Source organism: Ancylobacter vacuolatus, assembly GCF_030813595.1.
In the GTDB taxonomy this organism is placed as follows: domain Bacteria; phylum Pseudomonadota; class Alphaproteobacteria; order Rhizobiales; family Xanthobacteraceae; genus Ancylobacter; species Ancylobacter vacuolatus.
This window is the reverse complement of record NZ_JAUSUH010000001.1, coordinates 562,063-587,112: the sequence shown is the minus strand read 5'-3', so window position 1 is coordinate 587,112 and position 25,050 is coordinate 562,063. Positions and strand designations below refer to the sequence as shown.

Below are 25,050 nucleotides of genomic sequence, written 5' to 3'. Positions count from 1 at the left end.
CGGGCTGTAAACCTGCATGGGGATGTCGGGTTCCTCAGCGGTGCGCACGTCCCGGCCAGGAAGATCTGCCGGAATCGGCTGGCCGTCATTCGCACGCGCCTTTGCGGCAGATGGAGGAGGGGCGGGGCCGGGCGCGTGAACGTCAACGGGGAGCCGATCGGGGTTTCGGCCTTCCGGTGCGCGTTGGCTTTGCCGCACGCCGGGCCGCCGTTTCCACCAGCCGCCGGAAGGTCGGGCACTCCATATGCGAGGGCGCGGGGCAGTCGGCGACATGGCGGAGCGTGTCGCGCAGCGCCGTCAGCTCCTGGATCTGCCGGTCGATCGCGTCGGCCTTGCGGTGGAGGACGGCGCGCGGCAGGTCCGGCGTGCCGTTGCGGCCGAACATGCCGGCGATCTCCTCCAGCGAGAACCCCGCCGACTTGCCCATGGAAATCAGCGTGAGCTGCAGCAGCACCTCCGGCGAAAACTGCCGGCGCAGCCCGTGGCGGGCGACCGAGGAAATCAGCCCGGCCTGCTCATAATAGCGCAGCGCCGAGGGCGCGATTCCACTCCGGGCCGCGACCTCCCCAATATCCATGAATTTCATGCTTGACCTCAAGTCGACTTGAAGTGGCACTGTGCCCCCCGACAGGCAGTGACGCAAGAGCTGGAAAGGGATGGCAGGCATGGAGGCGGCAACGGAAGTGGCCATAGGAACGGGAATGGAAAAGGCCGGCGCGCCGACGACACAGCGGGGGCTGACAGCGGCGCTGGCGCTGGCGATGCTGCTGGCCGCGCTCGGCACCAGCATCGCCAATATCGCGCTGCCGGCGCTGGCCGAGGCGTTCGCGGCGCCCTTCTCGCAGGTGCAGGCGGTCGTCGTCGCCTATCTCGCCGCGCTGACGGTCTCGGTCGTCGTCGCCGGCCGGCTCGGCGACCGCTACGGGTTGAAGCCCATGCTGATGGCGGGCCTCGGCGTGTTCGCGCTCGCCTCGCTGCTGTGTGCGCTGGCGCCGAGCCTCGGGCTGCTGGTCGGCGCCCGGGTGCTGCAGGGCATCGGCGCCGCCTTCCTGATGACGCTTTCCATGGCCCTGATGCGCCGGAGCGCTGGGGAGGCGCGGCTGGGGCGGGCGATGGGTCTGCTCGGCACGGTTTCCGCGCTGGGCACCGCGCTCGGCCCCGCGCTCGGCGGCCTGCTGATCCCGCTGACAGGGTGGCACGGCCTGTTCTGGGCCCAGCTGCCTCTGGCAGTGCTCGCCCTTGTGCTGGCGTGGATGGCGCTGCCGGACACGCCCCGCCGGGAGAGGGCAGCGTCGCCGCCCCTGTGCGCCGTGCTGAACCGGCGGCTGGCACCCAATCTGATCGTCAATATGCTGGTCGCCGCCGTGCTGATGGCGACCCTTGTGGTCGGGCCGTTCTATCTCGGACTCGGCCTCGGCTTGAAGGAGGCGCTGGTGGGTGCGGTGATGGCGATCGGACCGGCAGTTTCGATCGTCAGCGGGGTTCCGTCGGGGCGCCTTGTCGATGCCTGGGGCAGCGGCCGGGTGCTCATGCTCGGGCTCGGGCTGCTGGCGGCCGGCGCGTTTTTCCTGGCGGTGCTGCCGGGCGTGATCGGGGTTGCGGGCTATGTGGGCGCCATCGTCGTGCTGACGCCGGGCTATCAGCTGTTCCAGGCCGCCAACAACACGGCCGGGCTGGCCGATGTTCCCGCTGACCGGCGCGGCACTGTGTCGGGCCTGCTCAACCTGTCACGCAATATCGGCCTCATACTGGGTGCCTCGCTTCTCGGGGGCGTGTTCGCCTTCGGCGCCGGCACGGAGGATCTGCTGCACGCACAATCTGCGGCGATCGCGGCCGGCATGCAGCTCACCTTCCTGCTGGCCGGCGGACTGATGATCGTCGCGCTCGGCATGTCCTGCCGGAAGGTCGCCTCTGGAAGGTGAGCGGCTGAGCCTGTCTAGCGCCCCCGCTCCTCGGCGAGCTTGCGGGCATAGAGCGCCCCGCCGACGCCGCCCATGAGCGCGCCATTGCCATAGATGATGAGCAGTGGCGTGAGCGCGGCGAACAGGCCGAAATCGACCGCGGCCACGGCCGCCAGCACCGCGAGGGCGGTGATAATAAGCACCGCCGGCAGCAGCCGGCGCAGCGTGAAGGCGATTAGGGCCGACAAGCACAATATGGCGAAGCCGGAGAACAGGGCGAACAGGTCGATCATCAAGAGGTTCCGCGCGAGGTGCCTTTAGGGAAAGTGCACAGGCGCCCCCCTATAGAGCAGGCGCGGGCAACCTTCCAGAACCTGCCGGGAAAGCCGGCTCAGGCGCCGGCTTCGGCATGCGCTTCGGCCGCCGTCTCCTGGTCTGGCGCGCGGATCATCAGCCAGTACGGCCCGCTCTCGCCCGCCGGCACGAAACCTTTGCGCCGATAGAGCCGCTGGGCGGGATTGTTCTTCTCCACATGGATGGAGGCAAGGCGCCCGAGGCGGCTGGCCTCAGTGCAGGCCATATCGAGCAGCGCGCCGCCAATGCCCTGGTTGCGGGTCTCTGGCAGCAGGCTGATATCGACGATGCGATGCTCGCGCGGGCCGCGATGGAGATAGAGCCGACCGATCGGGACGCCCTGCCGCTCGACGATGAGGAACGCCGCATCGGCATAGTAGCGCGCATAGTGCGCCACCTGGAGGCGGAACTGGTCAGCCAGAAAGGCGTGCCGGACGTCGTCCGGCCAGCCATTGCCCTCGAATTCCGGCCTGCGCACGCTGGCGAACAGCGCCGCGAGGAACGGGGCGTCCTTGGGGGTTTCAAAGCGTAGTGAGAGGCCGAGGCAGCGAAGGCTGCCTGGCAGATAGTCTGGACCGGTGGCCATGGCGTCACTCGGGGGCCGGATACTCGCCGACCAGGCAGATGCAGTAGTTGAGGGCGAGATAAGGCTGCATGTTCTGATGCGCGGCTCCCTCGCCAGCGATGCCGATGCTGGCCTCCGCCAGGGTGGTGTCGGTATCCGTGCTGCCCGGCAGGTAATGGTTGGCTAACTTGTTGACGCCTGCAACCTCATAGCGGCCGAGGCAGTTGTCTTTCGGGCTCGCGCTCAGCTTGGCGTCGGCCAGATTGCCAATATAGGTCAACGCTTCGTGGTGGTGCGCGGGAAGCTGCGGGTGGGTGAGGGCGACCGTCGGCGTCCCCGTGGCTTTGGCCAACGCATAGTCATAGCTCGCCCCCATCGCGGCGTGGCCTTTCAGGTTCGGCAGGTTGAACGTCGTCCTGCCGTTCCCCCCATAGGTGAAATCAATAATAGAGAACAGCGCCTGGAACTGAGCGACATCCACGGCATGACCGTCGCAGAAAGCCCAGTCGACCGGCGGATAGTCGAAGCCAAAGGCACGTATTTCGCCCATATAAGCATCCATGACTGTCTCCGTTATTACTCTTGGGGGTAGATGCCACTGAGTGCGATGATGTAATTGATCGAGAGCGCAGGCATCATGTTATCGTGGGGACCCGCTAGGTATTGGTGCTGGTGGCCGATGGTGTCGCTTTCCAGAGTGCGTGTCTCGGTGCCGCTTTTGTCGTGGATGTAGGGCAGCCCGCCCCGGTCTGACGCCGCATCCGGGGAAGAGGCCGTGGCAAAGACCATCGTCGTATCGGGTTTCTCCGTGGTGGCATCGGCCTCCGTCGCCATCACGAGATGTTTGTGGGCGGCGATCTGCGAATGGGTCAGCGTAACTTCCTTCACGCCGCCCACGGCCCCCAGGAGGCGCGAGGTGAGGCCCGTACCTTGGCCCGCGCCGACCATCAGTCGACCGCGCAGGTCGGGCAGGGCGAAACTCGTGTGGCCATCGCCCCCCCAGGTGGCGCCCAGGAGGACGAAGAGAGCCTCATTGCCGATGACCGGGAGCAATTTCCCGTCGCACAGCGCCCACCCCCTGGGGGGCTTCTTTCCGGCAAATAACCTGATCTCGCCGACATAGCATTCCATTTCCGCCTCCTTAGTCGCGTTGCGGCCAGATGCCCCTGGAGCAGATGCAGTACGTCACCGCCGCGAAGGGCTGCATATTCTCGTGCGGATGCCCGTCACCGGTGGCCGTAATCGTGTCAGCGTGCAGTGAGACCTTGGGAATGGCGGGGCAGGGCGCGTAGAGATAGCGGATCTTCCCGCTGTCATTGTCCTTAGCGACACCTGCCAGATGGCTGCCCGGCTTGTTGATCTGGGTGCCGATCATCGTGCAGGCCCGAAACGGGTGCGAATGTTTCGGCAAGGTCGCGGCGGTCAAGGTCACCGTCTCCGCGCCGCCGGTCGCTCCCACGGCGTAATTCAAGCCCAGCGTCGAATTGAAACCATATCCGATCGGCACCCTTCCTCTCAAATCGGGCAGCTTGAAATCCTTCACGCCGTCGCCGCCGAACCTGTTGCCGATCAGGGCGTACAGCATCTGGTTCTGGTTGATCTGAAGAAGGGCGCCGTTCGCGGCCAGCCATCCGGACGGAATCTTGGCGTGGGCAAAGGCACGAATTTCACCGACGAAGCTATCACTCATTCCGATGCCTCCCTGATCCCCCGAGCCAGCTGCGAGGGCGACATGCTATGAGTGCAACCATACCGAGCATCATTACTTCGTGTCAATTACCGGTAGTATATTCCTTCAAGAATCTTGCGTGGCGGGCGGCAATGAGCTCGGAATTCGGCGCCGGCTGGTTGACGTTGGGGCGCGTGGCATGTTCGATATCTAACGACCGATGGTTGCATTGTCGGAATTCTGGGAGGCGTGAATGAATGAAGACGGGTTGCCCCAGCCGTCCCTTGGCGTGGCTGGTGACAGCATTCGGCAGGCACCGATGGCTTGGGAGACACCTGAGCTTACGGTGAGGCCAGCCGGCAGCGCCGAGACGCAGTTCACTAACGAGGGCGACACCGACGGCTTCTCATCCTAGGGAGCGGAAGCGTGTTCTGCGGGGGGCTGCATTCCCCAGAACCGATTCGCGCCTGTCTGTCCGCCCTGACCCGTGGGGATCGCCGCGCCTTCTTGCACAGTGATCCGCCCATCGCGCTTGGTAGCGCCACGGCGGCGGGAATAGAGGTCGCGAACCGCTGTGCCGTGGCCTTTGACGGGCGGCTGGATAACCGCCGGGAGCTGTGCGGGGCGCTCGGTCTCGACGCTACCCGAGAGCGAACCGATAGTGCCCTTGCCGGCTCCGCTTATGCCAGATGGGGAAGCGACTGTTTCCACCACCTGATCGGCGACTATGCCTGCGCCGTCTGGGACAGCGACCAGCGCGCGTTCTATCTCGGCGTCGATCCCAGCGCCCATCGCCCCCTGTTCTTCTGGTCCGGTCACGGCCACCTGCTGTTCGCCACCGAGCAACGCGGGCTTTTCGCCTGCCCCGACGTGTCGCGCGACATCGATCCCGACCAGATGGCGGCCTGGCTGTGCATGCTGCCGCGCGAGCCGATGCGCACCTTCTTTCGCGGCATAAACCGGGTGCCGCCTGGCCATTTCGTGCGCTGGGCAAGGGGCGATTTCACCCTGCATCGTTGGTGGCGGCCCGAGCATCTGCCAATGCTGCACCTGCCGCGTGACTCGGATTACGAGGAAGCGCTGCGCGACACGCTTGCGGAAGCGGTGCGCGCCCGCATCCGTCCCGGCGAGCGTATCGGCACACAACTTTCGGGCGGGCTGGACAGTGCGAGCGTCACCGCGCTGGCGGCGCGGGAACTCGCCGCGCAGGGACGCAGCCTCACCGCCTTCACCGCAGCGCCGCGCCATCCCCAGCCGTCCCGCCGCAACCGATTCACCGATGAATGGCCGCATGCCGCCGCGGTCGCGGCGCTCTACCCGAATGTCGAGCATGTACGAATCGACAATGATGCCGAACCGCTGCTCGATACGCTGGAAATGCACGACATGGCGGCCGAATGGCCGGTGTTGAATGCCTCCAACATGGTCTGGGTCCACGCCATCGGCCGCGAGGCGCGGCGCCGTCGTCTGGACGTGCTGCTGCAGGCCCCGATGGGAAATCTGACCATCAGCTACTCCGGCAGCGAATTGCTGGCGTCGCGGCTGAACAAGGGCGACTGGCTGGGCGCCGTCGCGACCATGCGGGACCTGCGCCGGGGCGGGCGCAGCTGGCTCGGCATTGGCGGGCAGGTCGCCGACAGCGTCCTGCCGGCGTCGCTGCGTCGGCGGCTGCGGGCGGCGGCAGGCAAGAGGGAAACCGGCCTGTTCGATTTCTCCGCCGTTCACCCGCATTTCCTCGAGCGCTCCGGCATAGCCGATCGTGCCCATGCCGTGGCCGGCAACCTCGTGAATATCGGCCGCGGCGACAGCCGGGCGTTGCGGCTGGCCGCACTCGATCGAACCAGCCATCGCGGCTTCCCGGTCATGGTGGCGCGCCGTCTGTTCGGGCTCGAACTGCGCGACCCCACCATGGACCGGCGCGTCGTCGAGCTGTGCCTCGCCATTCCCGAGGAGCAGTTCGCGCTGGGTGGCGTGCCGCGCTCGCTGATTCGCCGGGCGATGCGGGGTCTTGTGCCGGATGTCGTGCTGAATGAGCGGCGCAAGGGACTGCAGGCGGCTGACTGGCGGGTCGGCTTCCAGGAAGCGCTCCCGGGCCTGCGGGCGGAAGTGGCGCGGCTGCGCAACAGCCCCTTCGCCAGCGAGTGCCTCGATCTCAACCGCATGGATGCACTGCTCGACGCCTGGCCGGGCATCGACGACACGAGTGAACGGGCGAACCGTGACTATCTCTGCGCCTTCAGCCGTGCGCTCACCGCCGGCCGCTTCATCCGCCGCGTCGAGGGCGGAAACGGGTAGCCCGGCGCCGCGTCCTGGCGGCGGGCCGTCAGCGATAGGCGAGGCGTGCCATGACCCGGTTATGCGCGCTGGCCACGCGCTCGGCCAGCCCCGGCGGCAATTCCCCCCGCCACCCGCCTGCGCCCCCCTTGCGGAAGAAGGGCGCGGTTGAGGCCGGGTACCGCTCGCGGAAACCCGTGCGCGCCTCCTGGGCGGCGAGCGCGGTGAAGCTGCTGGCCTCCAGGCTGCGGCTGATGGCGTGCCGCGTGTCATCCAGATCAAGGAACCGGCACAACTCGGTGAAACGCTCCAGCGGGTCGGCCAGCAGGTCCTCATAGCGCAGCGGCAGCAGGTGTAGATCGGCCGCGTCGAGCCAGCTCTCGACATGGGCGCTCCAGGAAGAGACCCACTGCTCGACATTCATGTTGAGCCGGGTCGATGAGCGGCCCATGCGGAAGGTCGTATCGGCCATCTGGTTGACGCTGTCCTCAGGCGTCCAGCCGAAATGATGCGCCATCGAGATCGCCACATCGCGCGGGTCGCGGACGATATAGACGAGGCGGTCTATGGCATCGGCGGGAATCGCCGGCTCGCGCGCGCCGAGCGGAACGAGGTTGGAGTCGTGGGTCTTATAGAGGCCCGGCTGCAGCTGGGCGATCCGGCGGCTGGTGAGGGGCCGAAGCAGAGCCACCTCATCCGGCGTCAGGTCCGAGTGCTCCAGGCCCGCATGCTTGTCCTGCAGGCTACGGCCGGTCAAATTCTTGATGCGCGAGAGGTCGCCATTGAGATCGATCGGCTGGCCGCCGCGCAGATGGCTCGCGAGGAAGGCCCGCAGCCAGGTATTGCCGGACTTGGGATAGGATGCGATGAGCGCGAGGCCGCTCATCCCCGCACGATCGCCGCGATGGCGTCGAGCCAGCGCTCGGGCGGCGCATCCGGCGGGCGCCGAAGCTGATAGACGGGCACCGAATTAGCGATGAGCGTGCGTGCCTGGAACAGCGCCTTCTCGGTCCCCAGTGCCCGCCCGATCTGCGGCCGGAACGTTTCGGCCTCCAGTGCGGCAAGGATGTCGAGCGGTGCCGACAGCCGCTCAATGCCTTCCGCTTCGCCGCGTTCGGGCCGGCGCAAAAGGAAGATCGCACGCAGGGGGAGGGGATCGCGAACGCCCGCCTCGGGCTCCAGAAAATGGTATTTCTCCTGCCCGCGCCGGTTGCGCTCCAGGCCTTCGGAAGAGAGCGCCGCATCCTCGATCGCATCGCGCCAGAGCTTCAGCCGCGGAAAGGAGGGCCGCACCCGGGCGGGCGGGCCACTGTCGAGGACACAGACATCATCGGAGACGACGGCATGGCCGCGCCGGGCGAAGCGCAGCGCCAAAGTGGACTTTCCCATGCCCGAATGGCCGCAGAAGGCGACGGCGCCGCCCTCGATGACGACGCTGGAGGCATGCAGCGGCAGCAGTGCGCGCTGATGGCAGACCAGGCCGAGCACCGAGCCGAGCAGAAACAGCCGAATCTCGGTCTCGCTCGCCTCGGGGTGCGGCGCGACGGTGATGTCGCCGGACGGGCGCACAAGGAACCGCCCCACCATCGGCACCTGCAGCAGGCCGGCGCCGTTGGTGTCGATGTGAATGAACGGGCTAATCTCCCGGCCCCCGGGCAGGTGCTCGTCCACCTCGCCGAGGCAGACGGTGAGGTCGGGCGGCCGGTCGTCGCCCTGCCATGACAAAAGCTCCGGCAGCGCAATCTCGGAGCGGATGCGCCAGCCGCAGAGGAGGCCGTCGGTCATCGGCATCGCCGCACTCACGCGCGAATATCGATGAGGTTTTGCGTCTCAAGCTGCGCCAGAAAGGCGAGCACCTCCGCCTGGATGCGCGCCTCGTCGCCCGCATAGTCGGCCTTGAGCGAGCGGCAGAGGTCGTCGACCCGGATGGGTCGCTCCAGCCGCTGCCAGATGCTGCTGGCGACCGCGTTCAGCCCGAAATAAAGGCCCTGTTCGACATCCAGCAGAACCTGCGTGTCGCCAATGGCGGCTTCAAGCGGATGGTGGCGCCGAACGACCTCTGAACTGGTTGAAAGGGGCATGGGTCACGCTCAAGTTGTCACCACTGCCTCTACACCTAACCGGCCGAGGTGGTATCGTCCAGAGGAAGCCAACCTTGAAGTGCATGACGCTGGGAAAGGGAATCACATGGACAGGCCTGCATGGTCGCTTGAGCAGTTCGAGCCGCGCGTCGGCGAGAGCTTCGCCGTCGAGGTCGGCCTGCCCGAGCCCTTGCGAATCGTCCTGCGGGAGGCCGCGAGGCTGCCCGTACGCCGTCCTCCCGCCGGCGACCTGCCCGGTGGGCGCGATGGCTTCCAGCTGCTCTTTGAGGGCGAGGGGCCCTATCGCCTGGTCCAGCTCACCCATCGCCTGCACCATGAGGCGCTGGGCGAGCTGGACATATTCCTCGTCCCCATCGCCGGCGACGGGAATCGTTTCGCCTATCAGGCGATCTTCAGCTGAGGCGTTGGCCGGGCAGCTCGGCCGGTCAGTCCGCCGACGCTGCCGGGACGGGCAAACGCGCGATCACCTTGATCTCGAAGTCGAAGCCGGCAAGCCAGTTCACCCCGATGGCGGTCCAGGCGGGAAAGGGCGCGGCGGGAAAGGCCTGCGCCTTTGCCGCCAGAACGGTGTCGAACTGATTTTCGGGATCGGTGTGGAAGGTGGTCACGTCGATGACATCGTCGAAGCTGCAGCCGGCGGCGGCGAGAGTCGCCCGCAGGTTGGCGAAGGCCTGTTCCACCTGGCGGGCGAATTCGGGCTCGCGACTGCCATCCGTGCGGCTGCCCACCTGTCCCGATACGAACAAGAGGTCGCCCGAGCGTACAGCTGCGGAATAACCATGGGCCTCATAGAGGGCGTGCCTGCCGGCGGGGAAAACGGCGTCGCGCATCATCGTGTCCTTTCGTTTCGACCTGCCGCTCCGGCTTTTGCGAGGGCGGGATGATCTGATATACGTTTCGTATGTGAGAGTGTTCGCATACGGCGCGTATGTCAATGGGCGCTCGTGCCCGTGTGGAAGGTGAGCGCGACATGGCCGTGGGACGACGGGCGGAAAAGATGGAAGAGACCCGCGCCAGGCTGGTTGCGGCGGCGCGCAGGGCCTTTGCCGAAAAGGGCTATGCCGAGGCCTCTATGGACGATCTGACGGCGGCGGCTGGGCTGACGCGCGGGGCGCTCTACCATAATTTCGGCGACAAGCGCGGACTTCTGGCCGCCGTGGTGCAGCAGATCGACGCTGAAATGGCCGCCCGCGCACAGGCCATCGCCGCCCGCGCCGCCACGCCATGGGAAGGGCTGCTCGCCGAGGGAGTGGCCTATATCGAGATGGCGCTGGAGCCGGAGGTGCAGCGCATCGTGCTGCTCGACGGCCCGGCCGTGCTCGGCGATCCCGCGCAATGGCCGAGCCAGAACGCCTGCCTTGAGACGACCCGTCGCACGGTGGAAGGGCTGATCGCCGACGGCGTGCTGAAGCCGGTGGACCCGGCGGCGGCGGCCTGGCTGATCAATGGCGCGGCGCTGAACGCGGCGCTGTGGACGGCGGCGAGTTCCTCCCCGGAACGCGCGCTGCCCAAGGCGATCGAGGCGTTTCGCTGTCTGGCGCAGGGTCTGCTGGCAAAGCCGGGCTGAACCGGCCTGTCGCTATTTCGCCGTCCGCTCGCCGGCTTCCTCGTCGAGCATCGATTCGACGGCACCGATAGCGACTTCGAGGCTGGCGATCTTCTGGATCGTCTTGTCGGAGGGCAGGGCGTTGATCTCGGCGGCGATGGAAATCAGATCGCGTTGCTCGGTCAGCAGCCGGTTGCGCAGCGTCTTGAGCTTCAGGGTCATGGGGTCGTTCAGGTCAGCAGGCATGGCAGCTTTCGCGGGAGACTAACGCTTGACGGTGCGGCGGGTGGGTTTGGGAGCCGCCGTGGCGGCGAGGCTGCGCTCGGCGGCCTCCTTGGCCAGGCGCGCCTCCCGCAGGCGGGTGATCTTGGCTTCGCGGGCCACCGATTCGTGCTCGATCAACGACATGGCGATCCGGGAAACGGAATCGGCCTTGCTTTCAGATTGAGACATCTTCGGCTTGAAGGGTGTCTCCTGCGCTTTTTTGGGCATGTTGAACTTCCCTTCGTAAACGCAAAAAAAGGCCGGGTTTCCCCGGCCTTTCCACTACTGCCTCAACGGTCGTTGCCAGTACATCCGTGGTCAAAGACCGGAAGCAATGTCCTCACGCAGCCTTGAGGCTGCCGGCCGAGCTCTTGCCGCTGCGGCGATCGGTCTCGAGCTCGTAAGACACCTTCTGGCCTTCGTTCAGGCCCATCAGGCCCGCGCGCTCGACCGCGGAGATGTGAACGAACACGTCCGGCCCGCCGTTGTCCGGCTGAATGAAACCAAAGCCCTTCTGGCCGTTAAACCACTTCACAGTACCCGTAGCCATGACTAAATCCTTTCAGTCGACATAGTGATTTGAGTGCCCGCACGCATGCGAGCATCAGGTTGACATCGATTTGAGAGGAAGTTCGCTACGGCGCACATGTGCGCAAAACAAAGTTCAACGTCCAAGATCGATGCCTTATCGTACAGAGGATGTGGTGTTCTCACAACCCCCGCAAGATTTATTTTTACTCGGCGGCCGGGGCGCTGGGGGCGCCGGGGCGGGGCAGGCCACGGCCGATCAACGGCTTCTTTTTCGGTGCGGCGATGAGCCCGTCGCGAATGGCCTGCTTGCGCGCGGCCTTCTTGGTCCGGCGGATGGCCTCGGCGTCTTCACGATTGCGCCGCTCGGACGGCTTCTCGTAAGCGCGGCGCGCCTTCATCTCGCGGAAGATGCCTTCGCGCTGCATCTTCTTCTTCAAAACCCTCATGGCTTGTTCGACATTGTTGTCGCGAACGAGGACCTGCAATTCTTGTCCGATCACATGCAGCGCAGCTGCTGGTTGGGCGGCTCGTTGGAACCGACACGGCTGCGCCTCACAGAAGCAAGACGCAGCGATGGGAAGTGCGGCCCGGCGGGACGCGACATCTTCAGGCCCTACATAGCGCCATCACGCCATGGCCGACAAGCCGCGCGCGTGATTTCCCGCGCGGTTACCGGCGCATACGGCGCCGCCTCACAAAAAGGTGGTTTGGAAAAAATCACGGGATCGTTCTCCCGCATGCCGCGTTGCCTGTCATTGCCGCGATGAATCATGCGCCGGCACCGGGGTTTTTGAGTATGCCAATCGCAGTGCTGGTGGTCGAGGACGAGGCGCTCCTGCGCTTCGACATCGCCGACTACCTCGCCGAAAAAGGTTTCGAGGTGCATGAGGCCGCCAGTGCCGACCAGGCGCTGAGAATTCTGGAAACAGTCCGGGAAATCCGGCTGGTGTTCACCGATATCGACATGCCCGGCAGCATGGACGGGCTGAAGCTCTCGGCGGCGGTGCGCGAGCGCTGGCCCCCGGTGCATATCATCGTCACGTCAGGCAACCGGATCGCCGGCAAGGCCGAGCTTCCCCCCGGCAGCCTGTTCTTCGCCAAGCCCTACATACCCGCCGACATCGCCCGCTCCATGCAGGGGATGCTGGCCGGCGGGGCGGTGTGAGCGCGAGGTCGCGCGTCGCTATTGGCCGCGCGGCTCCACGCTGCTGAGGACATGTGCGTCCATATCTTGACGTCGTGCGGGGCTGGCTGCCTATATGTAGGCGTTACGGTCCTTCGAGTCGCAAGGCGAGAGGGCTAAGAGGGAAGCCGGTGAGCCATGCTAGGCGAGGCCGGCGCTGCCCCCGCAACTGTCAGCGGCGAGTCTGTCGTCCAAACCGTGTCACTGAGGCCGCGCGCTTCGGGAAGGCCGGACGAGAGGCGCTTTACCCGTGAGCCAGGAGACCTGCCGTAGCAATATAATCGTCCCTGGGCGGGGTGTCCCGGTGGTGCGTTCGCGCGTCCGCCGGTGCCTCGTGCCGCCGACGCGCCGATGCGTCCGCTCGGCCTTTGCCCCCAATGATCTTGGGGTTAGCCGATGTCTCTTTCTCTCGACGCCGAGAACCTGCCCGGCCACGTGCCGGTTTCCGCCGCGCCAGCGGCGGCCCCTTCCAGCACGCCGGGCTATCAGCTCATCCGCCGCAACGGCGCGGTGACGCCGTTTGATGCCTCGAAGATCGCCGTGGCGCTGACCAAGGCCTTCCTCGCCGTGGAAGGCTCGGGCGCGGCTGCCTCGCGCCGTGTGCATGACATCGTTGCCGAGTTGACCGACCAGATCGTCGCCGGCCTTACCCGCCGCGCCGATTCCGGGCGCAGCTTCCACATCGAGGACGTGCAGGATCAGGTGGAACTGGCGCTGATGCGCGGCGAGCACCACAAGGTCGCGCGCGCCTATGTGCTCTACCGCGAGGAGCGGGCGCGCGAGCGGGCGGCGGCAAAGGCGGCCTCCGTCTCGCTTCCGGCGCTGACAACGGCGCTGTCGATGACCACGGCCGACGGGGCGCGGGTGCCGCTTGACGCCGCCCGGCTGGAGGCGGTGCTGGCCGAGGCGACGGAGGGGCTCGCCGATGTCTCCGCCGCCGCCATCCTCAACGAGACCCGCCGCAACCTTTATGACGGCATCAGCGTCGACGAGCTGGCGCTGGCCCCGATTCTCGCCGCCCGCACGCTGATCGAGACCGAGCCCAACTATGCCAAGGTGTCCGCCCGCCTACTCGGCGACAAGCTGCGCCGCGAGGCGCTGAGCTTTCTCGACGGCCGGCCGGCGCAGGCGACGCAGCGCGAGATGGCGGCGCGCTACCCCGACTATTTCCGCGCCTATCTCCAGCGCGGCATTGCCGAGGAACTGATCGACCCCGAACTCGGCCGCTTCGACCTCGACCGCATCGCGGCGGCGCTGCTCCCCGCGCGTGACCTGCAATTCGACTATCTCGGCCTGCAGACGCTGTATGATCGCTATTTCCTGCACGCGCGCGGCACCCGCTTCGAGCTGCCGCAGGCCTTCTTCATGCGCGTCGCCATGGGGCTGGCCTTGCGCGAGGTGGATCGCGAGGCGCGGGCGATCGAGTTCTACCGTCTGCTGTCCTCCTTCGACTTCATGGCCTCGACCCCGACGCTGTTCAATGCCGGCACGCTGCGCCCGCAGCTCTCCTCCTGCTTTCTCACCACCGTGCCGGACGATCTCGATGGCATCTTCAAGGCGATCAAGGACAACGCCCTGCTGGCGAAATACTCAGGCGGGCTCGGCAATGACTGGACGCGGGTGCGCGGCCTCGGCGCCCATATCAAGGGCACGAATGGCGAGAGCCAGGGGGTGGTGCCCTTCCTCAAGGTGGCCAACGACACCGCCATCGCGGTGAACCAGGGCGGCAAGCGCAAGGGCGCGGTCTGCGCCTATCTGGAAACCTGGCATATCGACATCGAGGAATTCCTCGACCTGCGAAAGAACACCGGCGACGACCGCCGCCGCACCCATGACATGAACACCGCCAATTGGGTGCCGGACCTGTTTCTGCAGCGGGTGGAGGCGGACGGGCCGTGGACGCTGTTCTCGCCAGACGAGACCCCGGACCTGCACGACCTCACCGGCCGGGCGTTCAAGGGCGCCTATGAGGCCTATGAGGCGAAGGCGGCGCGCGGCGAGATGAAGGTGTTCCGGCAGGTGCGGGCGCTCGACCTCTGGCGGCGCATGCTGACCCTGCTGTTCGAGACCGGCCATCCCTGGATCACCTTCAAGGACCCGTGCAACATCCGCTCGCCGCAGGGCCATGTGGGCGTGGTGCACTCGTCCAACCTCTGCACCGAGATCACGCTCAACACGAGCGCCGACGAGGTGGCGGTGTGCAATCTCGGCTCGGTGAACCTTCTCGCCCATGTCACGCCGGACGGGCTCGACCAGGCGCGGCTGGCGCGCACGGTGACGACGGCGATGCGGATGCTCGACAATGTCATCGACATCAATTTCTACACCATTCCGGAGGCGCGCCGCTCCAATCTGCGCCACCGTCCGGTGGGGCTTGGCATCATGGGCTTCCAGGACGCGCTGCAGGCGCTGCGCATTCCCTATGGCTCGGACGCGGCGGTGCGCTTTGCCGATACCAGCATGGAGGCGGTGAGCTTCCACGCGCTTCGAGCCTCCTGCGACCTCGCTCAGGAGCGTGGGCGCTACCCTTCCTTCGAGGGCTCGCTCTGGTCGAAGGGCGTGCTGCCGATCGACTCGATCGAATTGCTGGCGGAAGCGCGCGGCGGGCTGGACCTCGACCGCTCCGCGACGCTCGACTGGGAAGGGCTGCGCGAACGGGTGAAGACCACCGGCCTGCGCAACTCCAACACCATGGCGATCGCGCCGACGGCGACGATTTCCAACATTTGCGGCGTGTCGCAGTCGATCGAGCCGGCCTATCAGAACCTGTTCGTGAAATCGAACATGTCCGGCGACTTCACCGTGGTGAACGCCGCCCTCGTGCGCGACCTGAAGGCGCGCGGTCTGTGGGACGAGGTGATGGTGTCGGACCTCAAATACTACGATGGCAGCGTCGGGCCGATCGACCGCATCCCGGTCGAACTGAAGGCGCTCTACGCCACGGCTTTCGAGATCGCGCCCGCCTGGCTGATCGAGGCGGCGGCGCGGCGGCAGAAATGGATCGACCAGTCGCAGTCGCTCAATATCTACGTCGCCAACCCTTCCGGCCGCGTGCTCGATGAGACCTACCGGCTGGCGTGGAAGCGGGGCCTGAAGACCACCTATTATCTGCGGGCGCGCTCCGCCAGCCATGTCGAGAAATCGACGCTGAAGGGCACGGACGGCAAGCTCAACGCCGTGTCGGCGGCAATGGCGGCGGCGCCGATTGCGGTGCCCGAGAGCGCCTTCGGACCGGCCTGCTCCATCAACGATCCCGACTGCGAAGCCTGCCAATAGGCCGGCACCATCCCTGTGCGACGTCATGGCCGGGCTTCACCCGGCCATCCCCGCCTTCGGCTCGCAATCATCTCCAGGCCGCGTGGATGCCCGTTTCAAGCCCGGGCATGACGGCCAACTTTTCCCACAAGGAACTTCCATGCTCGACTGGTCCGATACCCCGCCGGCCGCCCGGCCCCTGCCGCCCGACCTTGCGCCATCGGCCGCCGACGCCACCGGACTCGGCGCGATCGAACGCGGCGCCGCCCGGGTCACGGTGGATGAGAAGCGGATGATCAATGCCCGCGCCGACGTGAACCAGCTTCTGCCGCTGAAATACAAATGGGCGTGGGAGAAGTACCTCGCCGGCTGCAACAATCATTGGATGCCGACCGAGGTGTCTATGCAGGCGGACATCGCGCTGTGGAAGTCGCGCGACGGGCTGACCGAGGACGAGCGGCGCATGCTCAAGCGCAATCTCGGCTTCTTCGCCGCCTCGGAATCGCTGGTGGCCAACAACATCGTGCTGGCGATCTACCGCCACCTCACCAATCCCGAATGCCGGCAATATCTGCTGCGCCAGGCCTTCGAGGAGGCGGTGCACACCCACACCTTCCAGTACATCGTGGAAAGCCTCGGCCTCGACGAGGGCGAGTTGTTCAACATGTACCGCGAGGTGCCCTCGATCACCGACAAGGCGGCGTGGGCGCTGAAGCACACGCAGAGCCTCGACGACCCCGCCTTCGCCACCGGCACGCTGGAGGCCGACCAGCAGTTTCTGCGTGACCTCGTGGCGTTCTATGTCGTGTTCGAGGGGATGTGGTTCTACACCGGCTTCGCCCAGATCCTCTCGCTCGGCCGGCGCAACAAGATGGTCGGAATTGCCGAGCAGTACCAGTACATCCTGCGCGATGAGAGCCTGCACCTGAACTTCGGCATCGACGTGATCAACCAGATCAAGGCCGAAAACCCGCACCTGTGGACGCCCGCCTTTCAGGACGAGGTGCGCGCCATGCTCACCGACGCCGCCGAGCTGGAAGCCGCCTATGGAAGGGACACGATGCCGCGCGGGTTCCTCGGGCTGAACGCGGCCTTGTGCGAGCAGTACATGCACTTCATCGCCAATCGCCGCTGCGCCCAGCTCGGCCTCGCCCCGGTCTTCGCCGAGGTGGAGAACCCGTTCCCCTGGATGAGCGAGGCGATGGATCTCAAGAAGGAGAAGAACTTCTTCGAGACCCGCGTGATCGAGTACCAGAATGGCGGCGCGCTGGCCTGGGATTGACGGCAGGCCCGGCGGCGTGGCCCGCCGCCGGGGAGGGGCCTCGGGCCGGCGCCAGCGCGCCCATCCGTCAGCTTGCGCGCAGGTTCAGCACGAACGTCGCCACCTCGTCCCGCAGCCGGCTCGCCCGGCTCGAGAGCGCGTCGGAGAGGCCGATCATCTGGCTGGACGCTGCGCCGACGGTGCGCGCGGCGGTTCCCAGGCCGCCAATGCCGGTATTCACGTCCTCGCTTCGTTGTGCAGCCCGTTGGGTGTTGACCGCGATGTTGGACGTGGTCGCTCCCTGTTCTTCAACAGCCGACCCCACTAGAGCGGAAATCGCGCGGATTTTCTCGACGGTGGCCGCGATCGTCTCGACCGAGGCGACGGTCTGGCTGGTTGCGGCCTGGATGTCGCCGATCTTCTGGCCGATTTCTTCGGTGGCCGCTGCGGTCTGAGCTGCGAGCTGCTTCACTTCGGTCGCCACGATCGCGAAGCCGCGTCCGGCGTCGCCGGCACGGGCCGCTTCAATGGTGGCATTGAGCGCCAGCAGATTGGTCTGCGAAGCGATGGCGCTGATGAGATGGATGACCTGCCCGATGGCGTCGGCCGATTGCATGAGACCCTGGATGTTGGCCCGCATGACCTCAGCTTCCTGCGCAGCCTGAGTGGAGATGCCCGACGATTCGGCCGTCCGGCCCAGTATCTCGTTGACCGAGCAGGATATTTGCTCTGTGGCTGCGGCGATCGATCGTACGCTGCCGGTCGATTCATCGGCGGCGTTCGCCACGATCTGCGCCTGTCGGGCCGCTCCCTCGGCCGCCTGCGACAGTTGCTGTGCTGCGCCGTGAACCTCTTTCGAGGAGGCGACGAAGCCCTCGGCGAGAGCACCCATGCATTCTTCGAACGCCTCCGCCAGGGCGTGACGCTCGGCGGTAAGCTGCGCGGCGCTGCGCCTGGCCGCGTCGGCCTGGGCGTTCCGCATTCTGTCGCCCTCCTCGAGGGTGTGGCGGAACTCGTCGAGGCCGCGGGCGAGTTCGCCCAGTTCGTCCTTGCGGGCGAGCCCCTGTATCGCGACGGCGCGGTTGCCCGATGCCAAGGCCGCCAGCGCGCCGGCAAGTTCCGCCAGCGGTCGGGTGAGCCGGAAGATGACGGCGAACAGGGAAAACAGGACCAGCGCGAGCGTTGCCAGGCCGGCGGCACTGCTTGCCTGAATCGTCTCGCGGATGGTTGTCTCCGCATCCGCCTGATTGGCGGCGGCGAAGCCCTCGGCCATGAGAACAGTGGCATCGACCGCGAGGCGATGGACAGTATAGGCGTCGCCCATCCGCTCTGCCGCCTGCGCCGCACGTGCGGTGTCCCCCGCGACGAGCGCCGGGAACAGCTCCGTCGCGCCGATCTTCCAGAACGGAGCCGCCGTCGCGTCGATCTTGTCGATGGCGCTGCTCAGTTCGGGCGGCAGCACCTGACCGTCCCAATAGGTTATGCGGGCATCAAAATCCCGATTCAGCTGGGCAAAGCGCGCCGCACGGGCGGCGGCGGTGTGGGGCTTGCTCAGGGCGATCAGCGCTTCGAGGTTGGCCTCGACGACGTAGAGCGGCGGCGGCAATATGTCGGCGATGATGTCTTTGCCGGCGATTATTCTGTCATAGGTGGGACTGCCGATACGCGCCGCATTGAAGCCCATAGCGGCAACGATGAACGTGACGAGCGTGCTGGTGACGATGAGGAGGCTGCAAAGAGCCGCCCATTGAGATACGCGATATTGAGGGAGTGCCATCGCCTGCGACCCGATTTCGTTTGGAGCGGTCTCCTTAAACCTCCGGGGAAAATCAGTGGAGACAACCAGATCCGATCCGGCAATGAACGGCGGCTTTTCGCTCCGTTTCGGATGATTATCGTTCGCCCGGCATAACGCCCTCTGTCGGACTGGGGCGGCGCCACCGCTCCCGCCTCAGGCCGGCACGCGCTCCCAGTCCGGGAACGGGTCCGGCAGGTATTTCAGCGGCTCGGGGTCGAACAAAGTGGGCTTGAGCGGGCCGACGAGGCAGGCGTCGAGCGCGGCGCGGATCGCGGCCTCGTCCAGGTTCACGCCGATGAAGACCAGCTCCTGCCGGCGGTCGCCATAGCCGGGCGTCCAGTGCTGGCGCAGCCAGCTCCGCCAATCGGGCTGCGTCGGCCAGTGCTCGGTGGGGATCGCCGCCCACCACTGGCCGATCGAGCCGGTGCGGCAGATGGCGCCGGCCAGCGACATCTCGCCCACCCGGCGCGGCCGCGTCGCCAGCCAGAACAGCCCCTTGGCGCGGACCAGCCCCGGCCAGGTGCGGGCGAGGAAGGCGTTGAACTTCTCCGGGTGGAACGGCCGGCGGGCACGGTAGACGAAGCTGGAAATGCCGTATTCTTCGGTTTCCGGCACATGGTCCTTGAAACCGTTCAGTTCCTTGAACCAGGTCGGGTGCTCATGCGCCTGCTCGAAATCGAAGCGGCCGGTGCCGAGAATGTCCTTCATCGGCACATTGGCCTGGTCGCTCTCGATGATGAGCGCATCCGGGTTCAGCGCCTTGACCACGGCCCGCACCTCCTTGCGGCGCGCCGGGGCGACGTCGGAGACCTTGTTGAGCACGATGACGTCGGCGAACTCGATCTGGTCGGTGAGCAGGTCCACCAGCGTGCGGCTGTCCTCCTCGCCCGCCACTTCGCCGCGGTCGCGCAGGAAGTCGCGCGAGCCGAAATCCTTCAAGAGGTTGGCCGCGTCGACCACCGTGACCATGGTGTCGAGCCGGGCGACGTCCGACAGCGAAAAGCCATCCTCGTCGCGGAACTCGAAGGTGGCGGCGACGGGAAGCGGCTCGGCGATCCCGGTGGATTCGATGAGGAGATAATCGAAGCGGCCTTCACCCGCGAGGCGCTTCACTTCGGCGAGCAGATCGTCGCGCAGGGTGCAGCAGATGCAGCCATTGGTCATTTCGACCAGCTTTTCCTGCGTGTGCGAGAGATTGGCGTCGCCCGCCCGCACCAGCTCGGCGTCGATGTTCACCTCCGACATGTCGTTGACGATGACCGCGACGCGCAGCCCTTCGCGGTTCGCCAGCACATGGTTGAGCAGGGTGGTCTTGCCGGCGCCGAGAAAGCCGGAAAGCACCGTGACCGGAAGACGGGTATCGGACATAGGTACGCTCCACGAGCAAATGATATATTGTATCAGTTGCACGTGGAGCGCGTCTGCGCAAGCGCGGAACCGCGGGCGCCACGGGAGGGGAGAGCCACCCGGCTACCCGTCTTTATGCGGTCTTTACGGGGCGACCCGGCAATTCGGATCGAACGCTTATCCCGCCCGGCCTAGATGAATTGCCAGCCTAACCGGGAGCTGGACCCATGCTCGATCTCGTCTATCTCGCCCTCGCCATCGGCTTCTTCCTGCTGATGGCGGCCTATGCCCGCTTCGCATCACTGGGGTGAGGCCATGTTCGATCTTCTGCTCGGCGGCACCGTCGCCCTCGCTCTTGCCGTCTACCTCGTGACCGCCCTGCTGCGGCCCGAGAGGTTCTGACCGGCTCTTCCCTCTTCGCGAAAGTCCACATGCCATGACCGTCCAAGGCTGGCTTCAGATAGCCATCATTCTCGCGCTCGTGCTCGTCGCCGCCGTGCCGCTCGGCGCCCATATGGCGCGCATCTATGCCGGCGAGCGCACGCTGCTGTCCGCCCTGCTCGGACCGTTCGAGCGGGTGCTGTACCGCCTCGCCGGGGTCGACCCGGCCCGTGAGCAGAGCGCGCTCGGCTACACCCTCGCCATGCTCGCTTTCAATGCGGCCGGCGTGGTGCTGCTTTATGCGTTGCTGCGGCTGCAGGGGGTGCTGCCGTTCAACCCGCTCGGCTTTGCCGGCCTCGCCCCCGACCTTGCCTTCAACACGGCGGTCAGCTTCGTCACCAACACCAATTGGCAGGCCTATGGCGGCGAAACCACGATGAGCCTGTTCAGCCAGATGGCTGGGCTCACCGTGCAGAACTTTCTCTCCGCCGCCACCGGGCTCGCTTTGGCGGTGGCGCTGGTGCGGGCTTTTGCTCGCTCCAACGCGCCGGGCGTGGGCAATTTCTTCGTCGATATGACCCGCTCGGTGCTCTATGTGCTGCTGCCGCTGGCGGTGCTCACGGCGCTGGTGCAGGTGGGCATGGGTGTGCCGCAGACGCTCGACGCCACCGTGGTGGCGACCACGCTGGACGGTGCCCAGCAGACGATAGCCACCGGGCCCGTGGCCTCGCAGATGGCGATCAAGCAGCTCGGCACCAATGGCGGCGGCTTCTTCAACGTCAATGCCGCGCACCCGTTCGAAAATCCCAGCCCGCTCTCCAATGCGCTGGAGATCTGGCAGATGCTGGTCATCTCCGCCGCGCTGGTCTTCGCCTTCGGCCGGCTGATAGGCGACCGGCGCCAGGCGCGGGCGCTGGTGGCCGCCATCGGCATCATCCTTATCGCCGGCATCGCCATCACCTATTGGGCGGAAGCGGCCGGCACCCCTTCGCTGGTCGCGGCCGGCATCGATCCCACCGGCGGCAATATGGAGGGCAAGGAGGTTCGCTTCGGTCTTTCCGCCTCGGCGCTGTTCGCTTCAGTCACAACCGGCCTGTCCGATGGCGGCGTGAACGCCATGCACGGCTCCTTCACCCCGCTCGGCGGCATGGTGCCGCTGTTCCTGATCCAGCTCGGCGAGATTCTGCCGGGCGGTGTCGGCTCGGGGCTTTATGGCCTGCTGGTCATGGCGATCCTCGCGGTGTTCGTCGCCGGCCTGATGGTCGGGCGCACGCCGGAATATCTCGGCAAGAAGATCGAGGCGAAGGAGGTGAAGATGGCCATGCTCGCCATTCTCATCCTGCCGGCGGCCATTCTCGGCTTCTCGGGCGTTGCGGCGGTGCTGCCGGCGGCGCTGTCCGGCCTCGGCAATGCCGGCCCGCATGGCCTGTCGGAAATCCTCTATGCCTATTCCTCGGCGGCCGGGAATAATGGTTCGGCCTTTGGCGGCCTCTCGGCGAACTCGCCCTGGTGGAACACCACGCTCGGCCTCGCCATGCTGTGCGGGCGCTTCGCCTATATCGTGCCGATGATGGCGATCGCCGGCTCGCTCGCCGCCAAGACGCGGCTTGCCGCCTCCACCGGCACCTTCCCGACCCATGGTCCGCTCTTCGTCGGGCTGATGGTCGGCATCATCCTCATTCTCGGCGGCTTGCAGTTCTTCCCCGCTCTCGCCCTCGGCCCAATCGCCGAGCAGGTGCAGATGCTGGCCGGCAAGACCTTTTGAGCAAGACCTTCTGATCCCGCCGCTTCGGAGAGACTCCCATGTCCACCCAAACCAAGGCGACCTCCGCCTTCGCCTCGCCCGAGCTGATCGGGCGGGCGGCGCGCGATGCCCTCGTCAAGCTCAACCCGGCGGCGCTGATGCGCAACCCGGTGATCTTCGTCACCGAGGTCGTCGCCGCCCTCGTCACCGTGCTGTTCGTCCGTGATCTTGTCGCCGGCAACCCGCTGGCCTTCACCGGCCAGATCATGGCGTGGCTCTGGTTCACCGTGCTGTTCGCCACCTTCGCTGAAGCTCTGGCAGAGGGCAGGGGACGCGCCCAGGCCGACTCCTTGCGCAAGGCGCGCACCGATACGGTGGCGCATCGCCTGCGCGATCCGGCGGACCGTCGTGCCAGCGAGACGGTGTCGGCACTCGACCTCAAGGTCGGCGACCATGTGCTGGTCGCAGCCGGTGACCTCATCCCCGGTGATGGTGAGATCGTCGAGGGCATCGCCTCGGTCAACGAGGCCGCGATAACGGGCGAGAGTGCGCCTGTGATCCGCGAATCCGGCGGCGATCGTTCGGCCGTTACCGGCGGCACCACGGTCATCTCCGACTGGCTGGTGGTGCGGATCACCGCCGCGCCCGGCTCCTCCTTCCTCGACCGGATGATCGCGCTGGTGGAAGGCGCCGAGCGGCAGAAGACGCCGAACGAACTGGCGCTCTCCGTGCTGCTGGTCGGCATGACGCTGATCTTCCTCATCGCCGTGGTTTCGCTGGCGGGGCTTGGGCGCTATGCCGGCGCCGACGTGCCGGTGCCGGTGCTGGTGGCGCTATTGGTGACGCTGATCCCGACCACGATTGGTGGCCTGCTCTCCGCCATCGGCATTGCCGGCATGGACCGGCTGATCCGCCACAATGTGCTCGCCATGTCCGGCCGGGCGGTGGAGGCGGCGGGCGATGTCGACACGCTGCTGCTCGACAAGACCGGCACCATCACCTTCGGCAACCGCATGGCGTCGGAGATCATCCCGGTTCCCGGCATCAATCCGCACGAGGCGGCGCTGATCGCGGTGCAGGCCAGCCTAGCCGATGAGACGGCGGAAGGACGCTCTATCCTGGCACTGGCGCGCGAGGTCTACGGCATCACGCCGGAGGCGGCGGCGCTCGACGGGGCGAGCTTCGTGGCGTTCTCGGCGGCGAGCCGGCTCTCGGGCGTTGACGTTGCCGACCGGCGCATCCGCAAGGGCGCGGTCGACGCAATCAAGCGCTTCGTGCATGGGGTCGACCCGCACGCCTCCACCGGCATCGCCGCCTTCGATGCCGCTGTGGAGCGGATCGCCCGCTCCGGCGGTACGCCGCTGGGGCTGGCCGAGAATGGCCGGCTGCTCGGCGTCATCCACCTCAAGGATGTGGTGAAGCCGGACATCAAGGAGCGTTTCGCGGAACTGCGCCGCATGGGCATCCGCACGGTGATGGTGACGGGCGACAACCCCGTGACCGCCGCCGCCATCGCCTCCGAGGCCGGCGTCGATGATTTCATCGCCGAGGCCACCCCGCAGGACAAGCTGGCCTATATCCGCACCGAGCAGCGCCAGGGGCGGCTGGTCGCCATGTGCGGCGACGGCACCAATGACGCGCCGGCTCTGGCGCAGGCCGATGTCGGCGTCGCCATGCAGTCCGGCACGCAGGCGGCGCGCGAGGCCGGCAACATGGTGGACCTCGACAGCGACCCGACCAAGCTGATCGAGATCGTCGGCATCGGCAAGCAGCTGCTGATGACGCGCGGGGCGCTCACCACCTTCTCCATCGCCAATGATGTGGCGAAGTACTTCGCCATCATCCCGGCGCTGTTCATCGCCGCCATTCCCGAACTCGGCGTGCTGAACGTGATGGGGCTGGCGTCGCCGCAGAGCGCCATTCTCTCGGCGGTGATCTTCAACGCGCTGATCATCATCGCGCTGATCCCGCTCGCCCTGCGCGGCGTGGCCTACCGGCCGGGCGAGGCCGGGGCGGTGCTGGCGCGCAACCTCGCCATCTATGGGTTGGGCGGGCTCGCGCTGCCCTTCATCGGCATCAAGCTGATCGACCTGGCTTTGGTGGCGATCGGCCTGGCGTGAACATCCACTCGTGGCGCGCCGTCATCCTGAGGTGCTCGCAAAGCGAGCCTCGAAGGATGGTCATCCAAGCGAACCGGACGAGCATCCTTCGAGGCCCGGCCGATGGCCGGGCACCTCAGGATGACGTCGCCCGGACGGAACCGGACAGAACTTTGAGGATAACCACATGCTCACCTATCTCCGCCCGGCGGTGACACTGCTCATCGCCTTCACCCTGCTCACCGGCATCGCCTATCCGCTGGCGCTGACCCAGGCCGCGCAGGCGCTGTTTCCGCGAGAGGCCAATGGCTCGCTGATTACCCGCGACGGCGTGGTCGTCGGCTCGGCGCTGATCGGCCAGACCACCGCCGGTGCCGGCTATTTCCACCCGCGCCCCTCGGTGGCGGGCAATGGGTATGACGCCGCCGCTTCGTCGGGCAGCAATCTCGCGCCCACCAGCGCCAAGCTGGCGGAGCGGCTGAAGGCCGATGCCGCGGCGCTGCGTGCGGCCGGCCTCGCCGGCCCGGTTCCCGTCGACGCGGTGACCACCTCCGGCAGCGGGCTCGACCCGCACGTCTCTCCCGCCAACGCGCTGGCGCAGGTGTCGCGCGTCGCCGGCGCGCGGGCGCTCGACGCGGGCGTTGTGCGCGCCCTCGTCGAGGCGCACATAGAGCGCCCGCAACTCGGCGTGTTCGGCGAGCCGCGCGTCAATGTGCTGGCGCTGAACCTGGCGCTCGACGCGCTCGCCAAGGATGCGCCGCGCTCGTGAGACGGAG

27 protein-coding genes and 1 riboswitch are annotated in these 25,050 nt (G+C 66.7%); of the genes, 11 read left to right on the top strand and 16 right to left on the bottom strand.

What is annotated here, in order from left to right; genetic code table 11:
• Positions 1-142 precede the first annotated feature (142 nt).
• On the bottom strand, positions 143-586 hold the full coding sequence (locus tag J2S76_RS02835) for a helix-turn-helix domain-containing protein (RefSeq protein WP_307057321.1): 444 nt from the start codon (positions 584-586) through the stop codon (positions 143-145).
• Positions 587-701: 115 nt separating this feature from the next.
• On the opposite strand from J2S76_RS02835, the gene J2S76_RS02830 reads away from it, so the two are divergent.
• The gene (locus tag J2S76_RS02830; protein ID WP_307057319.1) at positions 702-1,922 is read left to right on the top strand and encodes an MFS transporter; all 1,221 of its coding nucleotides are present in this window, start codon (positions 702-704) and stop codon (positions 1,920-1,922) included.
• Positions 1,923-1,936: 14 nt separating this feature from the next.
• On the opposite strand, the gene J2S76_RS02825 is transcribed toward J2S76_RS02830, so the two are convergent.
• From J2S76_RS02825 to J2S76_RS02805, 5 genes are all read right to left on the bottom strand, one after another.
• Positions 1,937-2,194: a hypothetical protein gene (locus J2S76_RS02825; RefSeq protein ID WP_307057317.1), complete on the bottom strand. Its 258-nt coding sequence runs from the start codon at positions 2,192-2,194 to the stop codon at positions 1,937-1,939.
• A gap of 98 nt (positions 2,195-2,292) precedes the next feature.
• Entirely contained in the window at positions 2,293-2,841 is a 549-nt protein-coding gene (locus J2S76_RS02820) for a GNAT family N-acetyltransferase (RefSeq protein WP_307057315.1), read from the bottom strand.
• A gap of 4 nt (positions 2,842-2,845) precedes the next feature.
• A complete protein-coding gene (locus J2S76_RS02815) occupies positions 2,846-3,382 on the bottom strand; it encodes a phage tail protein (RefSeq protein WP_307057313.1) in 537 nt (178 codons plus the stop codon).
• Between the two features lie 14 nt (positions 3,383-3,396).
• Positions 3,397-3,951, bottom strand: coding sequence for a phage tail protein (locus J2S76_RS02810; protein WP_307057311.1), 555 nt, complete (start codon positions 3,949-3,951; stop codon positions 3,397-3,399).
• A 10-nt stretch (positions 3,952-3,961) separates the two neighbouring features.
• Positions 3,962-4,510: a phage tail protein gene (locus J2S76_RS02805; RefSeq protein ID WP_307057309.1), complete on the bottom strand. Its 549-nt coding sequence runs from the start codon at positions 4,508-4,510 to the stop codon at positions 3,962-3,964.
• 405 nt (positions 4,511-4,915) lie between these two features.
• On the opposite strand from J2S76_RS02805, the gene J2S76_RS02800 reads away from it, so the two are divergent.
• Entirely contained in the window at positions 4,916-6,784 is a 1,869-nt protein-coding gene (locus tag J2S76_RS02800) for an asparagine synthetase B family protein (RefSeq protein WP_370874680.1), read from the top strand.
• Positions 6,785-6,812: 28 nt separating this feature from the next.
• Here the strand turns inward: J2S76_RS02800 and J2S76_RS02795 are convergent, their stop codons facing one another.
• Genes J2S76_RS02795 through J2S76_RS02785 form a run of 3 tightly spaced genes read right to left on the bottom strand, consistent with a single transcriptional unit; the run spans position 6,813 to position 8,844 of the window.
• A complete protein-coding gene (locus J2S76_RS02795; RefSeq protein ID WP_307057305.1) occupies positions 6,813-7,649 on the bottom strand; it encodes a sulfotransferase domain-containing protein in 837 nt (278 codons plus the stop codon).
• Positions 7,646-8,548 carry a hypothetical protein gene (locus J2S76_RS02790; RefSeq protein ID WP_307057303.1) on the bottom strand — a complete coding sequence of 301 codons (903 nt, stop codon included), beginning with the start codon at positions 8,546-8,548 and terminating at the stop codon, positions 7,646-7,648. Before J2S76_RS02790 ends, J2S76_RS02795 begins: the two co-directional genes overlap by 4 nt.
• Before the next feature lie 14 nt (positions 8,549-8,562).
• On the bottom strand, positions 8,563-8,844 hold the full coding sequence (locus J2S76_RS02785) for a PqqD family protein (RefSeq protein ID WP_307057301.1): 282 nt from the start codon (positions 8,842-8,844) through the stop codon (positions 8,563-8,565).
• Between the two features lie 106 nt (positions 8,845-8,950).
• On the opposite strand from J2S76_RS02785, the gene J2S76_RS02780 reads away from it, so the two are divergent.
• Positions 8,951-9,265, top strand: a complete 315-nt coding sequence (locus J2S76_RS02780; RefSeq protein ID WP_307057299.1) for a DUF6916 family protein — start codon at positions 8,951-8,953, stop codon at positions 9,263-9,265.
• Between the two features lie 25 nt (positions 9,266-9,290).
• On the opposite strand, the gene J2S76_RS02775 is transcribed toward J2S76_RS02780, so the two are convergent.
• Positions 9,291-9,698: a RidA family protein gene (locus J2S76_RS02775; RefSeq protein WP_370874679.1), complete on the bottom strand. Its 408-nt coding sequence runs from the start codon at positions 9,696-9,698 to the stop codon at positions 9,291-9,293.
• Between the two features lie 137 nt (positions 9,699-9,835).
• Between J2S76_RS02775 and J2S76_RS02770 the strand changes: the two genes are divergently transcribed.
• Entirely contained in the window at positions 9,836-10,432 is a 597-nt protein-coding gene (locus tag J2S76_RS02770; RefSeq protein WP_307057295.1) for a TetR/AcrR family transcriptional regulator, read from the top strand.
• 12 nt (positions 10,433-10,444) lie between these two features.
• Here J2S76_RS02770 and J2S76_RS02765 read toward each other — a convergent pair whose 3' ends face one another.
• The 4 genes from J2S76_RS02765 to rpsU form a co-directional block, all read right to left on the bottom strand.
• Entirely contained in the window at positions 10,445-10,657 is a 213-nt protein-coding gene (locus tag J2S76_RS02765; RefSeq protein WP_307057293.1) for a hypothetical protein, read from the bottom strand.
• An 18-nt stretch (positions 10,658-10,675) separates the two neighbouring features.
• On the bottom strand, positions 10,676-10,903 hold the full coding sequence (locus J2S76_RS02760) for a hypothetical protein (protein WP_307057291.1): 228 nt from the start codon (positions 10,901-10,903) through the stop codon (positions 10,676-10,678).
• 112 nt (positions 10,904-11,015) lie between these two features.
• On the bottom strand, positions 11,016-11,225 hold the full coding sequence (locus J2S76_RS02755) for a cold-shock protein (protein ID WP_018390742.1): 210 nt from the start codon (positions 11,223-11,225) through the stop codon (positions 11,016-11,018).
• Between the two features lie 184 nt (positions 11,226-11,409).
• Positions 11,410-11,691 carry a 30S ribosomal protein S21 gene (rpsU, locus tag J2S76_RS02750; protein ID WP_026221415.1) on the bottom strand — a complete coding sequence of 94 codons (282 nt, stop codon included), beginning with the start codon at positions 11,689-11,691 and terminating at the stop codon, positions 11,410-11,412.
• A 311-nt stretch (positions 11,692-12,002) separates the two neighbouring features.
• On the opposite strand from rpsU, the gene J2S76_RS02745 reads away from it, so the two are divergent.
• The 3 genes from J2S76_RS02745 to J2S76_RS02735 all read left to right on the top strand — a co-directional run bounded on the left by J2S76_RS02745 (position 12,003) and on the right by J2S76_RS02735 (position 16,926).
• Complete coding sequence (locus tag J2S76_RS02745) at positions 12,003-12,371, top strand: response regulator (protein WP_307057286.1); 369 nt, start codon at positions 12,003-12,005, stop codon at positions 12,369-12,371.
• A gap of 89 nt (positions 12,372-12,460) precedes the next feature.
• Positions 12,461-12,675: riboswitch (cobalamin riboswitch) on the top strand.
• 110 nt (positions 12,676-12,785) lie between these two features.
• A complete protein-coding gene (locus J2S76_RS02740) occupies positions 12,786-15,665 on the top strand; it encodes a ribonucleoside-diphosphate reductase subunit alpha (RefSeq protein ID WP_307057284.1) in 2,880 nt (959 codons plus the stop codon).
• A 139-nt stretch (positions 15,666-15,804) separates the two neighbouring features.
• Entirely contained in the window at positions 15,805-16,926 is a 1,122-nt protein-coding gene (locus J2S76_RS02735; RefSeq protein ID WP_307057282.1) for a ribonucleotide-diphosphate reductase subunit beta, read from the top strand.
• A 67-nt stretch (positions 16,927-16,993) separates the two neighbouring features.
• Here the strand turns inward: J2S76_RS02735 and J2S76_RS02730 are convergent, their stop codons facing one another.
• Entirely contained in the window at positions 16,994-18,682 is a 1,689-nt protein-coding gene (locus J2S76_RS02730) for a methyl-accepting chemotaxis protein (RefSeq protein WP_307057280.1), read from the bottom strand.
• 174 nt (positions 18,683-18,856) lie between these two features.
• Entirely contained in the window at positions 18,857-20,071 is a 1,215-nt protein-coding gene (zigA, locus tag J2S76_RS02725) for a zinc metallochaperone GTPase ZigA (protein ID WP_307057278.1), read from the bottom strand.
• Between the two features lie 264 nt (positions 20,072-20,335).
• On the opposite strand from zigA, the gene kdpF reads away from it, so the two are divergent.
• The 4 genes from kdpF (at position 20,336) to kdpC (ending at position 25,043) form a co-directional block, all read left to right on the top strand.
• Entirely contained in the window at positions 20,336-20,452 is a 117-nt protein-coding gene (kdpF, locus tag J2S76_RS02720) for a K(+)-transporting ATPase subunit F (RefSeq protein ID WP_307057276.1), read from the top strand.
• Between the two features lie 34 nt (positions 20,453-20,486).
• On the top strand, positions 20,487-22,196 hold the full coding sequence (gene kdpA, locus J2S76_RS02715; RefSeq protein ID WP_307057274.1) for a potassium-transporting ATPase subunit KdpA: 1,710 nt from the start codon (positions 20,487-20,489) through the stop codon (positions 22,194-22,196).
• Between the two features lie 38 nt (positions 22,197-22,234).
• Positions 22,235-24,295, top strand: a complete 2,061-nt coding sequence (gene kdpB, locus J2S76_RS02710) for a potassium-transporting ATPase subunit KdpB (RefSeq protein WP_307057271.1) — start codon at positions 22,235-22,237, stop codon at positions 24,293-24,295.
• Positions 24,296-24,461: 166 nt separating this feature from the next.
• Positions 24,462-25,043 (top strand): potassium-transporting ATPase subunit KdpC, encoded by a 582-nt coding sequence (gene kdpC, locus J2S76_RS02705; protein ID WP_307057270.1) that lies wholly within the window; start codon positions 24,462-24,464, stop codon positions 25,041-25,043.
• Positions 25,044-25,050: the final 7 nt, after the last annotated feature.

What these genes read in the sequence shown, in the direction of transcription:
- kdpB (WP_307057271.1), top strand. Translation starts at nt 22,235, where the DNA reads ATGTCCACCCAAACCAAGGCGACCTCCGCCTTCGCCTCGCCCGAGCTG.
- J2S76_RS02790 (WP_307057303.1), bottom strand. Translation starts at nt 8,548, where the DNA reads ATGACCGACGGCCTCCTCTGCGGCTGGCGCATCCGCTCCGAGATTGCG.
- J2S76_RS02775 (WP_370874679.1), bottom strand. Translation starts at nt 9,698, where the DNA reads ATGATGCGCGACGCCGTTTTCCCCGCCGGCAGGCACGCCCTCTATGAG.
- J2S76_RS02730 (WP_307057280.1), bottom strand. Translation starts at nt 18,682, where the DNA reads ATGGCACTCCCTCAATATCGCGTATCTCAATGGGCGGCTCTTTGCAGC.
- zigA (WP_307057278.1), bottom strand. Translation starts at nt 20,071, where the DNA reads ATGTCCGATACCCGTCTTCCGGTCACGGTGCTTTCCGGCTTTCTCGGC.
- J2S76_RS02805 (WP_307057309.1), bottom strand. Translation starts at nt 4,510, where the DNA reads ATGAGTGATAGCTTCGTCGGTGAAATTCGTGCCTTTGCCCACGCCAAG.
- J2S76_RS02745 (WP_307057286.1), top strand. Translation starts at nt 12,003, where the DNA reads ATGCCAATCGCAGTGCTGGTGGTCGAGGACGAGGCGCTCCTGCGCTTC.
- J2S76_RS02835 (WP_307057321.1), bottom strand. Translation starts at nt 586, where the DNA reads ATGAAATTCATGGATATTGGGGAGGTCGCGGCCCGGAGTGGAATCGCG.
- J2S76_RS02795 (WP_307057305.1), bottom strand. Translation starts at nt 7,649, where the DNA reads ATGAGCGGCCTCGCGCTCATCGCATCCTATCCCAAGTCCGGCAATACC.
- J2S76_RS02780 (WP_307057299.1), top strand. Translation starts at nt 8,951, where the DNA reads ATGGACAGGCCTGCATGGTCGCTTGAGCAGTTCGAGCCGCGCGTCGGC.
- J2S76_RS02760 (WP_307057291.1), bottom strand. Translation starts at nt 10,903, where the DNA reads ATGCCCAAAAAAGCGCAGGAGACACCCTTCAAGCCGAAGATGTCTCAA.
- kdpF (WP_307057276.1), top strand. Translation starts at nt 20,336, where the DNA reads ATGCCCGCTTCGCATCACTGGGGTGAGGCCATGTTCGATCTTCTGCTC.
- J2S76_RS02820 (WP_307057315.1), bottom strand. Translation starts at nt 2,841, where the DNA reads ATGGCCACCGGTCCAGACTATCTGCCAGGCAGCCTTCGCTGCCTCGGC.
- kdpA (WP_307057274.1), top strand. Translation starts at nt 20,487, where the DNA reads ATGACCGTCCAAGGCTGGCTTCAGATAGCCATCATTCTCGCGCTCGTG.
- J2S76_RS02785 (WP_307057301.1), bottom strand. Translation starts at nt 8,844, where the DNA reads ATGCCCCTTTCAACCAGTTCAGAGGTCGTTCGGCGCCACCATCCGCTT.
- J2S76_RS02765 (WP_307057293.1), bottom strand. Translation starts at nt 10,657, where the DNA reads ATGCCTGCTGACCTGAACGACCCCATGACCCTGAAGCTCAAGACGCTG.
- J2S76_RS02755 (WP_018390742.1), bottom strand. Translation starts at nt 11,225, where the DNA reads ATGGCTACGGGTACTGTGAAGTGGTTTAACGGCCAGAAGGGCTTTGGT.
- kdpC (WP_307057270.1), top strand. Translation starts at nt 24,462, where the DNA reads ATGCTCACCTATCTCCGCCCGGCGGTGACACTGCTCATCGCCTTCACC.
- J2S76_RS02825 (WP_307057317.1), bottom strand. Translation starts at nt 2,194, where the DNA reads ATGATCGACCTGTTCGCCCTGTTCTCCGGCTTCGCCATATTGTGCTTG.
- J2S76_RS02740 (WP_307057284.1), top strand. Translation starts at nt 12,786, where the DNA reads ATGTCTCTTTCTCTCGACGCCGAGAACCTGCCCGGCCACGTGCCGGTT.
- J2S76_RS02810 (WP_307057311.1), bottom strand. Translation starts at nt 3,951, where the DNA reads ATGGAATGCTATGTCGGCGAGATCAGGTTATTTGCCGGAAAGAAGCCC.
- J2S76_RS02770 (WP_307057295.1), top strand. Translation starts at nt 9,836, where the DNA reads ATGGCCGTGGGACGACGGGCGGAAAAGATGGAAGAGACCCGCGCCAGG.
- J2S76_RS02735 (WP_307057282.1), top strand. Translation starts at nt 15,805, where the DNA reads ATGCTCGACTGGTCCGATACCCCGCCGGCCGCCCGGCCCCTGCCGCCC.
- J2S76_RS02830 (WP_307057319.1), top strand. Translation starts at nt 702, where the DNA reads ATGGAAAAGGCCGGCGCGCCGACGACACAGCGGGGGCTGACAGCGGCG.
- J2S76_RS02815 (WP_307057313.1), bottom strand. Translation starts at nt 3,382, where the DNA reads ATGGATGCTTATATGGGCGAAATACGTGCCTTTGGCTTCGACTATCCG.